The organism is Vibrio spartinae, from assembly GCF_024347135.1.
Taxonomy (GTDB): domain Bacteria; phylum Pseudomonadota; class Gammaproteobacteria; order Enterobacterales; family Vibrionaceae; genus Vibrio; species Vibrio spartinae.
On the sequence record NZ_AP024908.1, the window covers coordinates 38,203 to 53,056 of the forward strand.

The window sequence follows — 14,854 nt, forward strand, 5'->3', positions numbered from 1 at the left end:
TGGTTTTTATCAAGAAAGGTTTTCATCAAGACAGGTTTCTATGGGGATATGTTGCCAGTTGCGATGCCACGGTTTTGGTCCGAATTGAATCACAACAAGATTATTAACGTGTGATATGAACAGCACGTCATCTGAATTCGGTCAGTCTGATGGTTGAGTGTAGACACCGAGGATGAGTTGATATCCAATCGATGAAACGGAGAATACTTCAAATGAAAAAGAACCGCATTTATATGCTGGCACTCGCACTTGTGGGGTTGAGCTGTAATGTGTCTGCACATGAGAATACGATAGTGGAAATTAACGATGGCCTCATGCAAGGGGTTCACAATGGTTCGGTTATTTCTTACAAAGGAATCCCTTATGCGCAGCCTCCCGTCGGAGACTTACGCTGGCGAGCACCCCAACCCGTAACGGCTTGGGATGGTGTTTTACAAGCGAAAGATTATGGCAGTGACTGTATGCAAGTCCCTTTCCCGGGCGATGCAGCACCACTCACTGGCACGCTGTCTGAAAATTGCCTGTTTTTGAACGTTTGGCAACCCGCAGAGCCAAACCGGACATTACGTCCTGTGATGGTATGGATCCACGGTGGTGGTTTTGTCAATGGTGGATCTTCCGCTGCAAATTATGACGGGACGTCTTTTGCTCAAAACGGAATTGTCATGGTCAGTATCAACTATCGTTTGGGACGTTTTGGCTTTTTTGCCCATCCGGCTTTGACAGCAGCAAATCAAGATCCGGCGCTGGGCAATTACGGACTGATGGATCAGATTGCGGCATTAAAATGGGTGCAAGACAATATCGCTCATTTTGGCGGGGATCCAAATCAGGTCACGGTTGTTGGTGAATCTGCCGGAGGCTTGTCGATTCATGGACTTTTAACGTCACCACTGGCTGAAAACTTATTTGGGCGAGCGATTATTCAATCGGGAGCTGGTCGTCGTAATTTCAGCGACCGCTATCTGAGCCATGAGAATAAATTTGGTCAAACCTCTGCTGAAACCGCTGGATTGCTATTTGCACAGAAGTTTCATATTGAGGGGCAAGGGCAAGGTGCATTGGACGCTTTGCGGTCGCTACCCACTGAAGATGTTGTCGGTGATTTGAGCATGATGAATATGGATAGTGAGACATACACCGGCCCGATGATTGATGGCACATTGATCACTGATCATCCTCAGAATATATACAACGCTGGGCGAGGGCTGTCTGTACCACTCCTGTTGGGGGCGACAACCTCAGAAATTCCCGTTTCATCTCCCTTTACCGAATGGCCTGAAACCATAGATCAAGCATTGTCTATTTTCGGTCCGGTGAGGGCTAAAATTGCGAAGTATGCCTATGGTGTCACCCCAGATACTCCTGTCACGAAGCTGGTTCTGGATATCATCCGAGATACGGGGATGGTTGAGCCTGCTCGCTTTGTGATGAAAGCTGCTGAGTTGCAGGGGCAATCCGTTTATGGTTATCGCTTTGGTTATATCGCTGACGTCTTGAAACCAACCTCGGAAGGGGCGGACCATGCCAGTGATATTGTTTACGCATTCAATACCTTGCACGCTCAATATCATGATGCAGTGACTGACGCTGATCAGGCAATGGCTGAGATGATGCATCAGTATTGGGTTAACTTTATTCGCAATGGCAATCCGAATGGTCCTGATGTGCCGCATTGGTCTCATTACCGGAGTTGGGCGGACAATCTGATGATGTTCTCCAATGAGGGCGCAGACCAATCCGGTATGGTTTTTGACCCTTGGAAAGTTCGCCTGATGTTGATTGAGTCAATCCAGCCATCGTTGTAATACGCACCGGTTGTGATCTTAACCAATCTTAAGTAACGAAAAAGCGCACCTTTTGGTGCGCTTTTTGTTCAACAAACGATAGGCGGTTTAAACAATCGGGGTTTAAACAACAGGGGCTTAAACGATAGCGTTTTATGGTTTATACCTTATCATTAAAGTTTAAAACGCCCGACAATGTTGATGAGGTTATGGTTGATATCATTGATGCCTTCCATGCCTGACAGAGACTGCTGTCCATTCTGATTCAATTCATTGACGATATCATTCAGCGCGGACATATTGCGACTAATCTCATGAGTGACACTGCTTTGTTCTTCTGCCGCAGTGGCAATTTGAGAACTTAAATCATTAATTTTGTAAATGAATTCGGTCATTTTTTCCAGACTGACTGCCACATTTTCAGAGCCGGTTGAGGTCTCCAGACAACGTTCTCTGGTATGCGCCATCGAATCGACAATGGTTTCTGTTCCCTTGAGCAGGTGAGACAGTGCCTCTTCTATTTCTTCTGTGCTTTTCTTGGTTCTGCTGGCCAGATTTCTGACTTCATCCGCAACAACGGCAAACCCACGCCCCTGTTCTCCGGCGCGTGCTGCTTCGATAGCGGCATTGAGTGCCAGTAGATTGGTTTGTTCTGCAATACTACCGATCACGGTCAGAATGGAATGGATACTCTGGGTCTCATTATTCATATTTTGAATGTGAGTTGAAGAGTTCTCCACATCATTCATTAATTCAGAGACAGTATGTTGAGACTGAGTCATGATTTGGCTTGATTCAGTGCTGGTTTCATTTGCCTGTTGAGTCAAATTGGCCGTATTAGCAGCATCTGATGCCATCGATTCGGCCGTTGCATTCATCTCTTCAATTGCAGTGACCACTTGTTCCGTTTCTATGACGTGATTTTTTAGGATCGCAGAGTTGTGTTCCGAAAGTTGCTTCATGTCTCCGATATTGGTTTGAAGCAGACCGGATGCGCTTTGGATTTCCTGCATCATTTCCTGCAAGCTACCAATGAACTGATTAATTCCCCCGGCAATTTGTCCCAGATCATCATTGGAATTAACATCCAAACGTTGGGTCAGATCACCATCACCACGAGAGAGACCGGCAATCATATTTTTCAGAGAAATAATGGGACGATATAAGACCTGAATAACAAAGAAGGCAATGATCACACTCACGATAGTGGCAATGATAGTTGTCGTAATGGCAGTCCGTTTGGCCGAGATCAGTCCTTTAAATGCAATCGTTCTATTGAGACCGATCATGAAATACCAGTTTTTATTGGCAACCTTAATCCGATGCGTAAACAAAATTTTATCTTGGCCGTTCAGTATATAATCTTGCATGGTCTGCTCTTGCTGGACGGCTTTGGTAACGACGTCTTTGAACCAATCGAAATCCGTGCCTTTGTCTCCGGGTTTTATGCTATCAGAAGACGAAGCCAGCACGGTCGTATCTTGATTCAAAATTACAGCGACGGAACCTTCAATGTCGTTTGAGTCTTTAACCAACTGACTCAAAAAGGCAAGCTTCATATCAACACCGATCATCCCATCTTTAATTTTCTGAACGATACTGACCCAGTAAACATCAGGATTAGATTCATCAGGATAGGGTTCTGTCATTGACGGATTGACCGCATTCCGACCATCTTTATAGTAGCTCATGGTGCGGATATCTCCGCTGTACTTATGATCGGGCCAGGCTTCACTGGCCTGATTCCAATACGCATCGCCGGTCGCTTCAAACCCGATGAATGAGCTGCCGGTATTGAGTGTGGTCGCAAAAATTTTGGCTTGATTGATATAGTCTTGGGGAGACTGGCCAGGGAGAGAGGTATCTTTATACATTTCACCGATACCTTTTATGCCTTGCACTTTCTCGCTGATGAACTGGGCGACCAAATCGGCTTTATTCGCCGCGTAATCTTTTCCGGATGCCGTGATCAATTGAGAAATTGCCTCAGCCTGTTTGATATAAGATATATAGCTGGAAATGGATACAGAGGCACCAACGAGTAACATCACTGAAATCAGTAATACTTGTTTAAGTCCGTATTTTTTCATATTGAATCCTTCCGGATAATTGGTCTCATAAACTTTTTCGGCATGGTTTATTCAAAGTTTAGTATTCTTTTTGATAATAAAGTAATTTGTATTGATATAAACCTGAAGAATTTTTTCTTCAGGTTTAATTATTGTGCGGAATGGATTTGATTAGGCAGATTTCAGATGTTTCTGAAGCAGGTAGGTTGCGATGTCTTCAATGGTCAGCACCGGTAAATCATGTTGATGACTAAAACGGATAATCTCCGGTGTTTGTGCCATCGTGCCATCTTCATTGGTCACTTCACATAAAATGCCCGCGGGTTGTAGTCCTGCCAGTTTCATCAGCTCAACCGTCCCTTCGGTATGACCCCGGCGGACTAACACGCCACCATCCCGGGCTCGCAGTGGGAACACATGCCCGGGGCGGGCCAAATCATCGCCTTTTGTTTCCGGGTGAACGGCTGTTTTGATCGTTGTCACCCGATCTGCGGCAGAAACGCCGGTGGTTACGCCGACTTTCGCTTCAATACTCACGGTAAATGCTGTTTGGTTCTGACTGTTGTTTATTTGAACCATTGGCGGCAATTCCAGACGATCTGCATCTTTTTCTGTTAAGCACAGACAAACAATCCCACTGCATTCACGGATCATGAGTGCCATTTGTGATGGGGTCAGATGTTCTGCTGAATAAATAAGATCGCCTTCATTTTCCCGGTCTTCATCGTCAAGCAGTAAGACGCCTTTTCCTTCTCTTAATGCTTGCAATGCGGTTTCGACGCGATGTATCGGGTCACCGAATTCGGCGAGTAAATTTAACTGATTCATGGTTACCTCTATGTCGTTGTTCTACCAGAATCAGGGCAAATATGAGGGATGATAAATCACAGACACAACTTCCCCACTGCGGGAAGCCCGGTACAGGAAAGCGTTGTGACTATACTTAATTCTCTCTCATCCGGACTATAACCGTCGGCTCTGGCTTGGGACCAGATCTGCTTGACCCTGATATAGATACATATCAGGCGCTCGTGGGCTCGTCAGACTTATTTCTGACCTACCACCGGTGGGGAATTCCGCCCCGCCCTGAGAATATTAAACATACCGTACAGAAAATGAATGAATAGATTCAACCAATACGGCGCTCATATCATAAACTTGCCTAAGGTAAAAAAGAAGTGTCTTTTGACCGATGTAAACACGAGTGTGATTTCATGTCGTGTTTGTGTCCGGAGAAGTGGATGCAAATTGAGTCGGTGATCACATGGGGAGCAAGCTCACCGTTCAACCGTGGCGGTGTATGACGGATGACGGTCACACGGTTTGTCCCAGTAGGGCAGTTCACCATAGTACCCACTGATAAAGTCGATGAAGTGACGAATTTTGCTGGCCAGAAACTGACGGTTTGGATAAACCGCATATAATCCCATCATCTGGAGAGGGAACTGTTCGAGGACGACCAATTCACCCCGAGCCACGGCATTGTAAGTCAGGAACGTCGGTTGAATCGCAATTCCCTGATGCCGAATCGCTGCGTTGATCAGAATATCGCCATTATTGCTGACCAGCTGCGTATTTTGTTCACTAAATGGTGAATGCTCGCCCCATGATTCAGTCAGTTCTCTGCCTTCTGAGTAGCTATAGCGAAGATAGCGGTGCTGAGTCAGATCCTCTGCGGTTTTCGGCTCGCCATACTCTGCCAGATATTGGGGGGAAGCACAGGTGACCATGCGGATCGGTGCAATTTTCCGCCCGATCAGCGACGAATTTTTCAGGTGGCCGATGCGCAGAGCGATATCAACATTGGCTTCCAGTAAATCGACTTTTTGATCGGTCAGAAAAAGCTGAACTTTGACTGACGGATAGCGTGACTGAAACGCTGCAATCGGTGCAGAAAGATGGTGAATACCGAAAGACATCGGTGCGCTGATATTGAGTGTTCCCGTCACCTGATTTTGCAGGTCGGTCAGGGAATTTTCCATTTCTTCAATATCCAGCAGCACTTGCTGACATCGTTGCAGATAGATGTGACCGGCTTCTGTTAGATTTATTTTGCGTGTTGTACGGGTCAGTAAGCGGGTTTTCAGATCGGATTCTAATTGAGAGACGTACTTACTGATGAGTTGGGGAGATAAGTTCATCCGGTCAGCGGCTTTATGAAAACTGCCTTCAGTTACGACGGAAGTAAACGCCTTCATCATCAGAAGTTTATTCATAATATGGTATCGCGAATGGTTGGATGGCTTGTTTTTACCATAAATCGGTTGGTAAGTATATCTGGGGAAAGCTGGGACGCTGCTTGGTCAATTCACAACAATACGTTGTTAATCATTCAATAGATAAGGGTTTTATCATAAATCAGTTGATCGGTATATTGAAGGTATCTGATGAAGTGACGGGTTAAGAGAGGTTGTGATGAATAATGTACTGATGCCGACACTGTTTGTGTCTCACGGTTCTCCAATGATGATCGTGGAGCAATCTGAGACAACCGAATTTTTTACACAAATGGGTCAAACAATTCCACAGCCTGAGGCGATTATCATATTCTCAGCACATTTCGATATCGCGGGTCCGGTGATGATTACCAGTGGCCAAACATTGGGGACGATCCATGACTTTTACGGTTTCCCTCAATCTCTTTACGAGGTTGAATATCCCGCCCACGGTGCACCTCAGTTAGCGCAAAAGGCCGGTGAACTGTTACAGAAAAGTGGTTTTTCAATCGCGCTCGATCAGACGCAAGGCTTGGATCATGGGGCATGGGTTCCGCTGCAATATATGTTTCCGCACCGGGATATTCCGGTGATCAGTGTTTCGATTAATAGTCAGGCAAGTGCTCAGATCCACTATGAATTAGGGCAAGCCTTATCTCCGTTGCGACGGGAAGGGGTGCTCTTCATCGGTTCCGGCGGGATCAGTCACAACCTGAGAGCGGTATTTTCTCAAGCGTCCGATCCGGAAAGTATTCACAAAATGCAACTGTTCACAGATTGGATCGCTGAGAAAATAGAGCATCGGGATGTTGAGGCGATTAATCATTATTTACAAACGGCACCGCATGCGCTTTTCAATCATCCGACACCGGATCATTTTTTACCGCTTCCCTGTATTCTGGGTACCAGTGATGCCGCTGAAAATGGCAAAGTGTTGCATCGTTCGGTGGATATGGGGTTACTGGCGTTGGATGCATACGGGTTTGGCCTGACGGCGTAGAAAATAAGGTGTCCATCTTATCGGGTGAAGATCATTTTATCCCAATCTTAGTGCATCTTTTGCGAGGATAAACCCGCCGATAATTGCGGCCTCATTTTTCAGTTGAGGTCTGACAATATAATGATCAATGTCGGGGATCTGAATATAGTGATTTAACTGTTGATTCACCGAAGTTTTGACCATTTCCAATATATGCTCCTGTTGCATGACTCCGCCACCCAGTATAATTTTTGCCGGAGATAAAATCAGACTATATGTGACAATTGCTTGCGCCAAGTAATAAGCCTCAATTTCCCAGAGTGGATCATCTTTGCCAATTTGGTTCGGCGGCTGATGGGCTCGTTCAGCCAGAGCCGGCCCGGATGCCAGACCTTCTAAACAATCCGTGTGATAAGGACATATGCCGGCGAACGTATCCGATGGAAAACGTTTGACGGCGATATGCCCCAGCTCCGGATGATGATACCCATTAAATATCTGCCGATCCACAACGACGCCCCCACCGATTCCGGTGCCGACTGTGATATAGATACAGCTTTGTTCGCCAACCGCAGCACCGCGTTTTAACTCTCCCAAAGCCGCGACATTGACATCCGTATTCAGGGCGATCGGGATGCGATATTGTGCTTGTAATGCACCAAGGATATTAAAACCTTTCCATGCTAGCTTAGGTGTAGATTCAATATATCCGTAAGTCGGGGATGATAAATTCAGATCGATGGGACCAAAACATCCGACCCCCATAGCGGCAAGCGAATATGACGAGAAAAAGTCAGCGATTGCCCCCAGTGTCTGACTCGGATCTGTGGTTGGTACGCTGATTTTATCAATCAGATTCAGATCTTGGTCAGCAACTGCTGCAATACATTTCGTTCCACCAGCTTCTATTGCACCTAACATGAATGTATCTAACATAACAGCCTCATTTAATTATCATCAATAAAATACAGCAATAAAACACGGCAATAATACGCCCGTGCAATATCACGCGTGATATAACATATGAATCAGCATATTAAGCCGTGCTTTATTTTAAATAAAAATTAGAAGTTGCGTTGAACTCAGTAATTATTGAAGATAAAGCTCAACTTTATTTATCGAATTAAATAATTTCATTTTTGTCCGAATAACTTCTTTTGCCGCATCGATACAATCAGGATAAATAACATTTGGATCCCACCAAGTATTTTCTGAAAGAATCTCTCTACATTTATCAAAATAAGCCGCTTTCATATCACTTGAAATATTCACTTTCTGAATGCCGATTTCAATCGCACTGGCAATCTCTTCATCGGGATTTGCTGAACCACCGTGTAATACGAGAGGAATATCAACCCGGTTTGCAATATCTGCCAAAATATCCAGTTTCAGTTTGGGTTCCATATCTTTCGGATAAATACCATGTGCGGTTCCGATGGCAACGGCCAGCGTATCGACACCGGTTCGGGTGACGAAGTCTTCTGCTTCGGCGGGATCGGTATATATGACTTTGCTCACACCGCCTTCCACTGAGGTTCCTGTAGATCCGATGGTGCCTAACTCCGCCTCAACAGAGACCCCGATGGAATGTGCAGCTTCAACCACTTTTTTAGTTAACGTCACGTTATCTTCGTAAGGGAGCAGCGAACCGTCGATCATCACCGAAGTAAACCCACAGCTGATCGCCCGCATCACATCATCAAACGAACCACCGTGATCTAAGTGAATGACAAAGGGAACCGGACTATTTGACGTTCTCTTCGCGACATAGGCAAAAAAATCATCGGTCAAAAATGACAATTCCGTAGGATGGATAGAAATAATTGCCGGGGCCTGACAAGCTTCAGCTTCTTCAACCACTGCACGTACAAAACTACTGTCTGCCACATTGAAAGCACCGATGGCGAATTTATTTTTCTTGGCAACTGATAATAAATAATTCATTGAAACTAACATAGATAAATTCCTTATAAATTCAACTTTAATGATGTAAATAATTACTCAGCAAGGATTTCCCTTCGGATCCAGAAATAGAAATGTAATACTTAATTATTTCTTTACTCTGTTCTTCAGCTTGTCGAATAACTTCCCAGTAATTTTTATTTGGATTCTCATGGAGCTGCTCTTGAATACTATTCACATTGGCTTTCATAAAATCGCTCCCAACATTAATTTTATTAATGCCCAATGCGACTGATTGTTTGATATTGTCAGCACCCACGCCGGATCCCCCATGTAAAACTAAAGGCGCATGTGTTGCTTGCTTAATTTTTGTCAGAATATCGAAATTCAATTCTGGCACTACGCCTTGCGGATAGTGGCCATGTGAAGAACCATATGAGACCGCCAAAGCGTCAATCCCGGTTTCATCAATAAATTTTTTCGCTTGGTCAGGATTGGTAAACATGGCTTCATTGGTGTAATCCCCCGACATTGTCAGGCCAATATTTCCCAGCTCACCTTCGACACTGGCATCATATATTTTGGCAAAATCCACGATTTCTTTGGTGTAGCGGATATTTTCATCAAATGAATACTTGGATGCATCGACCATCACGCTCGAAAAACCGTCAACCATACATTTTTTGATTAAGCCAATATCTTCTCCGTGATCCAAATTTAAAGCGACATCGACATTGGCCCGACGTGCCAGTTCAATCACCAGCGGTGTGATCAATTTGCTGTCACAGTGATGACATAGGTGTTCCTGAACAATATCGATAATCATCGGTGCACGCAGTTCCTGCGCAGCTGATATCACACTCCTGACGGTTTCCAGGTTGAAGCAGTTTATTGCCATAACAGCGTAATTCTGCTGATTCGCCTGAGATAGCATCTTTTTCATAGAGACATACATGTGATTTAACCCTCTATTTATTGAGAAATTTTGATCGATGAGAGATCGAGTTCTTCTTCATCCTCATCTTCTGTCGCTGAGTCGTCTTCCTTCGGTTTTTTCTTCAGGATGACAAGCAGTAATGCGGTAATGAGTGAGCCGGCCAGCAAAGCGATACAAAATGAGAGAGGGTGGTTCATGGCCGGTACAATAAACATACCGCCGGACGGTACCGGAGAGCCGATTCCTAGATACATCGATATACCACCGCCAATCGCAGCACCCACGGTACATGAGAAAATTACCCGGATTGGATCGACGGCCGCGATAGGAATGACGCCTTCGGTGATCATGCAAATCCCCATCGGGAATGCGATTTTGATATTGTTTTTCTCAGAAGTGGAGTAGATTTGTTTACCAATGAGTTTGGATATGAGTAAAGAGATCGTGACCCCGAAAGGCGGCACCATCGACGCTAATATTTTGATCGCTTCCGGCTCTTTAATCCCCTCTAGTAATAGTCCGTCGGCAAACAGAGAAGCCACTTTATTGACTGGACCGCCAAAATCAAAGGCCGCCATGCCACCCATAATCATACCAAAGACAAACCGGGTTCCGCCCTGCATACTCATCAGGAAAGTGGTTAACACATGGGTTGCCCAGACAATGGGAACGCCAATGACGAAATACATCAGGATGCCAATACAAACGGTGGAGACCAACGGGATGATCATCATCGGCATCAAGCCTTGGGCCCAGCTCGGGACTTTGATTCTGTCTTTTAAAAATAAGATAAAGAATCCGACCACATAGCCGCCTAACATCCCGCCAAGGAATCCGGCGCCAATTGAATTGGCAATCAGCCCCATCATCAATCCGGGGGCTATCCCCGGCCGATCAGCAATCGAATAGGCGATTGCCGCAGAGATTACCGGGGCCAGTAATCCCATTCCGAGGACTCCCAGAGAGACCAGTGCATCGGGAATATTATAGGCAGCTTTATAGTCATGAATGACGTTACCTCCGGTTAAATTGCCTATTGCAATCAATAGACCGGCAGTGACAACTAAAGGCAACATGTAGGATATAGCAGTTAATGCATGCTTTTTAAGTTCAAGTTTCATCGTTTAACTCTCTATAATAAAGTTATACTTTAGGAATCATATCTTCCTGTAATTTATTGATTAACGCCTTAGGAGATTTAATTAATAATTGCGTTGGTACTTCAACGATACGTTTTCCCGCAAATCTCTCTTTTCCTGATACTTTTATATCAGCGGCAATAATAACAACGTCCGCTTCGGCAATATTTTCTTTTCTTAATTCATTTTCTACACCGATGGTTCCCTGAGTTTCTACGTAAATACTATGTCCTAAAGATTGTGCAGCTTTTATCAGTTTTTCTTTAGCGATATAGGTGTGGGCGATTCCAGAGGTGCAGGCTGTAATAGCGACTATGTTCATAGTTTTAGTCCTCTTCTATGTTTCCAAATAAACTGAATAGTTCTTCTTTTGATTTGATGTTTAAAAGTTGATCTAATAAATCATCATCTGCTAAAAGCTCAGATACATGAGCTAATAATTTTATATGTACGGTAGATTTATCTATCATTCTGACGGCAAATAAAATAATGAAGCGAACGGGAAGATCATCTAAAGATTCCCATGCGATATCATGAGGTGTTTTCCCAATGGCAATCGATGTCTTAATCACTGAATCTGATTTTCCATGAGGAATCGCAATGTAAGATCCCAACCCAGTTTCACCTTCATGCTCTCTTAAATAAACATCCTTTAAAAAAGCATCAACATCTGAAATACAACCATTGTCGTAAAGCATATGACAAAGTTCATTTAATACTTCATCTTTCGTCTTTGCCTGAAGATTTAAATTAATTAGTTTTTCATTCAATACGTTTCTGATATTCATTTCAGCTTACCATTTCAATTGATTAAAGATTCTATTCATAATATAGATTGTTCATCCACTTCTAGTGTTTTAGTTATTTTTAATATATTATCGATGTCTTTTTCATTAATAAAAGCACTGACGTGAACATAAGGTATCTTATAGTCAAAACTCTCTATATTAATCGTTGTTAGTATTAAATCCACATTTTCTATATCTTGGACATTTTTTATCTTTGAAAACGGAATGATGTCGATAATTTTCCATTTTGGGAAAGATTTTAACACCCGACCCTTTAAAAGATGAGATGTCCCGATGCCTGTGGAACAAACAATAACAATATTCAAAGATTGCAAATGTTGCTCATAGTAATATTGAAAATACAAAGTGAGGTAACCGATTTCATCATAACTAATGTTTTTATATTTATTAAATTCGGTTGAGTTGTTAATGATTTTGGTTAGAGAGTTAAATAAAAGATCACACTCACTTCTAATCTCGTTCAACAGCGGGTTGTGGATATTGATGTGATGTTTTAACCGCATGATCAACAATCTTACATGTGGCATGAGATTTCGCCGTAGTTCATTGTTATCAAAGAATTTAGCCGAACATTCATCGACCATGTTGACGATGAGAAAATCAGTAAAATTCACACACTCCATTTCTTCATTGGAACTGTCGAATTTATTTCTATTACAGTTTTCAGAAAATCTTGATGAGTAAATAAGGTAATATAGATTATCTTCTTCATAATCATTTAATATACTCATGGTATATGATGATATTCTTTTGGTTAATTCGCTCGCTATTTTTCTGATAGCTGAGTTTTTTGTTCTCTCTTTATTTGGGTAATTTACCCGACCTAAATATTGTCCCGTTTTAATTCTTTTTATCGTTACAATTATATAAATTAGTATATTAATGTAATAGGGCTCTTCTAATGAGATGTCTTCTGACATGATATATTTTAAAATATTTTTAGTGAAAATAATTTCTTCATATAGAAAATAATTCTGAAGTAAAATAAGATCATAACTATAGTCATTATTGGTAATAATGTTAATGATAAAGTTTTTCAGTAATTCCCTTATTTTTGCTTCGTCACCATGAATAAAGGTTCCCTGACTTGTTTTTATGAGTTTAACATTGGTATCATTGATTATCTCTTCTATATGCTCAAGATCATGGGCGATAGAAGATGCACTGATCATATATAATTCTGATAATCTGGCAATTGATGTTTTTTCTGGAGAGCTCAATAATAAATAAATGAGTATTTTTTCTCTCCGCTCACTGGTGGACATTGCATGTTTTTTATAGGCATTATTATTTGAGTTAGAGAACTTGCTAATATATTCTTCGTAATTTATTTTAAATCCTTTACCAATATGGTTAATGATGATGTCCATGTACTTAGATTGACTTTCTTTAATGCTTTTTATTTCGCGATATATTGTCTTCTCAGATACATTCAATTTTATAGAGAGTTCTTTTGCGGTAATGAAATTATCCTCTTGAACTAGATGGTCAAGAATATTTTTTTGTCTTTTAGATAAAATCATATAACCCCCCTCCCTGTAGCATTTTTTAGTTCCTATCTGCAACACTTCTATAATAGCAACATGAATCACATATAATGAATAACATAATCTGTCCATTTTTAATGGACACGATTAAAGTTAAAAGTTTGATCTGGATCTTATTTAATGTTCATTGTAAAAAGTGCAATTAAACAGCCTACCTTAATTATGGTTCAGTTTTTGTGTTCTATGACGACTACTAGGAAATTTTGAAAGAATACCCATAAAGTTGCATGAGCAATTAGATAATTGAATACAACAAATAACATCCTCAAGGGACACTGGATGATATGACACTATGAGACTATTTCATGAAATATGAAAAACTCGGAAAATTTAACCAATGGATATAATTAATTAACCCATGAGCCATCGTTTTTTGGATGGGTGTTGAATATAAATTTGGGAGGCGATATTGGTTGACCAGAAAGTGCTCATATTCGGCTAGAAGAACTGCAAAGTCTCGTCCTTCAAGTCGCTTCTGAGCTGGAACTTTTGAGTTGGGGCAGGGTAAAGCCAAATCATGACTTCAATGGGGTGAGCGAAGCGACCGTGTGAAAACCGGGCAGTTGTGTTGCCCTTATCAAGTCGCTGCCAGAAAAGATCATTGCATCTCAAACCGCAACATCATCACTTTTGACTGACGGTTAAAATACCGCAATTTTGTACAAATCATGCCCATGTCAAAGAATGTCATGTTGGTATTCATTTATTCTGGCGGTTCTCTGCTATTTATTCAGTGCTATGTACGGTGTTCCGATGCTTATTCTTAATCAGTCGATCTTATCCGAGAAGAGTCTGGATTGCGGTCGTGTTGATGAATCATGCGTGCGCAGATTAAGACAGCACAATGGGGGCATGTCTGCCTGATAATGATGCCGGACTGATATTTTTATGCGTATTTTTAAGTCATTTTGTATGGCTATCAAGTGATATGTTTCTTGATTGTTAAAAGGCAACCCTGAATTGTATTTCTCTGAAATTAACTCTAGAAGCAAGTTATTGATGTCAGTTTTAATGGCTGTCGTTATATCGAAAACCAAAGTGGACATTCAAGTGAATGAGTTGAGGTTTACATAAAGTGATATTGACCTAATTAATTAGACTGATATCTAACAAAAGCTTCAAACCGACAGCCAACGCTTGATACTTTTGGTTTGTGGTTATTTTAGTGTTTACGGTGCAATGCCGCGGTTTGTTTTATGCTTTGTCTGCGGTTTAAGCTGGCGTTATTGGCGTTATTGGCGTTATTGGCGTTATTGGCGTTATTGGCGTTATTGGCGTTATTGGCGTTATTGGCGTTATTGGCGTTATTGGCGGCATTGTTCAAGGTGGAATGAAATAGAGATGTTTTGTAAGTATTCGGCCTTGTAATCTTTATTTTGTGGAAAGACTGAAAAATGCGTGACTGGCTCAATTGGTTGTGTCGTTGTGTTGAATGATTAGTTTAAATGGACCATTTATTTTTTAAATGT

13 protein-coding genes and 1 riboswitch are annotated in these 14,854 nt (G+C 42.1%); of the genes, 3 read left to right on the forward strand and 10 right to left on the reverse strand.

Going from position 1 to position 14,854, the window contains the following annotated elements; all coding sequences use genetic code 11:
• The first annotated feature begins 212 nt into the window (after positions 1-212).
• Entirely contained in the window at positions 213-1,808 is a 1,596-nt protein-coding gene (locus tag OCU60_RS17940; RefSeq protein WP_074372016.1) for a carboxylesterase/lipase family protein, read from the forward strand.
• A 152-nt stretch (positions 1,809-1,960) separates the two neighbouring features.
• Here the strand turns inward: OCU60_RS17940 and OCU60_RS17945 are convergent, their stop codons facing one another.
• The 3 genes from OCU60_RS17945 to OCU60_RS17955 form a co-directional block, all read right to left on the reverse strand.
• Complete coding sequence (locus OCU60_RS17945) at positions 1,961-3,877, reverse strand: methyl-accepting chemotaxis protein (protein ID WP_074372017.1); 1,917 nt, start codon at positions 3,875-3,877, stop codon at positions 1,961-1,963.
• A 150-nt stretch (positions 3,878-4,027) separates the two neighbouring features.
• A complete protein-coding gene (ribB, locus tag OCU60_RS17950) occupies positions 4,028-4,684 on the reverse strand; it encodes a 3,4-dihydroxy-2-butanone-4-phosphate synthase (RefSeq protein ID WP_074372018.1) in 657 nt (218 codons plus the stop codon).
• A gap of 114 nt (positions 4,685-4,798) precedes the next feature.
• Positions 4,799-4,954: riboswitch (FMN riboswitch) on the reverse strand.
• A 179-nt stretch (positions 4,955-5,133) separates the two neighbouring features.
• A complete protein-coding gene (locus OCU60_RS17955) occupies positions 5,134-6,072 on the reverse strand; it encodes a LysR family transcriptional regulator (RefSeq protein WP_074372019.1) in 939 nt (312 codons plus the stop codon).
• A gap of 199 nt (positions 6,073-6,271) precedes the next feature.
• On the opposite strand from OCU60_RS17955, the gene OCU60_RS17960 reads away from it, so the two are divergent.
• The gene (locus tag OCU60_RS17960; RefSeq protein WP_095533273.1) at positions 6,272-7,072 is read left to right on the forward strand and encodes a DODA-type extradiol aromatic ring-opening family dioxygenase; all 801 of its coding nucleotides are present in this window, start codon (positions 6,272-6,274) and stop codon (positions 7,070-7,072) included.
• 36 nt (positions 7,073-7,108) lie between these two features.
• Here OCU60_RS17960 and OCU60_RS17965 read toward each other — a convergent pair whose 3' ends face one another.
• The 7 genes from OCU60_RS17965 to OCU60_RS17995 form a co-directional block, all read right to left on the reverse strand.
• Positions 7,109-7,987 carry an ROK family protein gene (locus OCU60_RS17965; RefSeq protein WP_235862148.1) on the reverse strand — a complete coding sequence of 293 codons (879 nt, stop codon included), beginning with the start codon at positions 7,985-7,987 and terminating at the stop codon, positions 7,109-7,111.
• A 153-nt stretch (positions 7,988-8,140) separates the two neighbouring features.
• Positions 8,141-9,007 (reverse strand): ketose-bisphosphate aldolase, encoded by an 867-nt coding sequence (locus OCU60_RS17970; RefSeq protein ID WP_074372021.1) that lies wholly within the window; start codon positions 9,005-9,007, stop codon positions 8,141-8,143.
• 25 nt (positions 9,008-9,032) lie between these two features.
• Positions 9,033-9,896 carry a class II fructose-bisphosphate aldolase gene (locus tag OCU60_RS17975; protein ID WP_205410467.1) on the reverse strand — a complete coding sequence of 288 codons (864 nt, stop codon included), beginning with the start codon at positions 9,894-9,896 and terminating at the stop codon, positions 9,033-9,035.
• A 29-nt stretch (positions 9,897-9,925) separates the two neighbouring features.
• The gene (locus OCU60_RS17980; RefSeq protein ID WP_074372023.1) at positions 9,926-11,011 is read right to left on the reverse strand and encodes a PTS fructose transporter subunit IIC; all 1,086 of its coding nucleotides are present in this window, start codon (positions 11,009-11,011) and stop codon (positions 9,926-9,928) included.
• Between the two features lie 22 nt (positions 11,012-11,033).
• The gene (locus tag OCU60_RS17985) at positions 11,034-11,351 is read right to left on the reverse strand and encodes a PTS fructose transporter subunit IIB (protein WP_072954087.1); all 318 of its coding nucleotides are present in this window, start codon (positions 11,349-11,351) and stop codon (positions 11,034-11,036) included.
• A 4-nt stretch (positions 11,352-11,355) separates the two neighbouring features.
• Positions 11,356-11,817, reverse strand: a complete 462-nt coding sequence (locus tag OCU60_RS17990; protein WP_074372024.1) for a PTS sugar transporter subunit IIA — start codon at positions 11,815-11,817, stop codon at positions 11,356-11,358.
• Between the two features lie 35 nt (positions 11,818-11,852).
• Positions 11,853-13,361 (reverse strand): BglG family transcription antiterminator, encoded by a 1,509-nt coding sequence (locus OCU60_RS17995; protein WP_074372025.1) that lies wholly within the window; start codon positions 13,359-13,361, stop codon positions 11,853-11,855.
• A 1,220-nt stretch (positions 13,362-14,581) separates the two neighbouring features.
• Between OCU60_RS17995 and OCU60_RS18000 the strand changes: the two genes are divergently transcribed.
• On the forward strand, positions 14,582-14,719 hold the full coding sequence (locus tag OCU60_RS18000; RefSeq protein ID WP_205410468.1) for a hypothetical protein: 138 nt from the start codon (positions 14,582-14,584) through the stop codon (positions 14,717-14,719).
• Positions 14,720-14,854 lie beyond the last annotated feature (135 nt).

Excerpts from the sequence above, each read along its gene's own strand:
- OCU60_RS17940 (WP_074372016.1), top strand. The coding sequence starts at position 213 with ATGAAAAAGAACCGCATTTATATGCTGGCACTCGCACTTGTGGGGTTG.
- OCU60_RS17945 (WP_074372017.1), bottom strand. The coding sequence starts at position 3,877 with ATGAAAAAATACGGACTTAAACAAGTATTACTGATTTCAGTGATGTTA.
- ribB (WP_074372018.1), bottom strand. The coding sequence starts at position 4,684 with ATGAATCAGTTAAATTTACTCGCCGAATTCGGTGACCCGATACATCGC.
- OCU60_RS17955 (WP_074372019.1), bottom strand. The coding sequence starts at position 6,072 with ATGAATAAACTTCTGATGATGAAGGCGTTTACTTCCGTCGTAACTGAA.
- OCU60_RS17960 (WP_095533273.1), top strand. The coding sequence starts at position 6,272 with ATGAATAATGTACTGATGCCGACACTGTTTGTGTCTCACGGTTCTCCA.
- OCU60_RS17965 (WP_235862148.1), bottom strand. The coding sequence starts at position 7,987 with ATGTTAGATACATTCATGTTAGGTGCAATAGAAGCTGGTGGAACGAAA.
- OCU60_RS17970 (WP_074372021.1), bottom strand. The coding sequence starts at position 9,007 with ATGTTAGTTTCAATGAATTATTTATTATCAGTTGCCAAGAAAAATAAA.
- OCU60_RS17975 (WP_205410467.1), bottom strand. The coding sequence starts at position 9,896 with ATGAAAAAGATGCTATCTCAGGCGAATCAGCAGAATTACGCTGTTATG.
- OCU60_RS17980 (WP_074372023.1), bottom strand. The coding sequence starts at position 11,011 with ATGAAACTTGAACTTAAAAAGCATGCATTAACTGCTATATCCTACATG.
- OCU60_RS17985 (WP_072954087.1), bottom strand. The coding sequence starts at position 11,351 with ATGAACATAGTCGCTATTACAGCCTGCACCTCTGGAATCGCCCACACC.
- OCU60_RS17990 (WP_074372024.1), bottom strand. The coding sequence starts at position 11,817 with ATGAATATCAGAAACGTATTGAATGAAAAACTAATTAATTTAAATCTT.
- OCU60_RS17995 (WP_074372025.1), bottom strand. The coding sequence starts at position 13,361 with ATGATTTTATCTAAAAGACAAAAAAATATTCTTGACCATCTAGTTCAA.
- OCU60_RS18000 (WP_205410468.1), top strand. The coding sequence starts at position 14,582 with ATGCTTTGTCTGCGGTTTAAGCTGGCGTTATTGGCGTTATTGGCGTTA.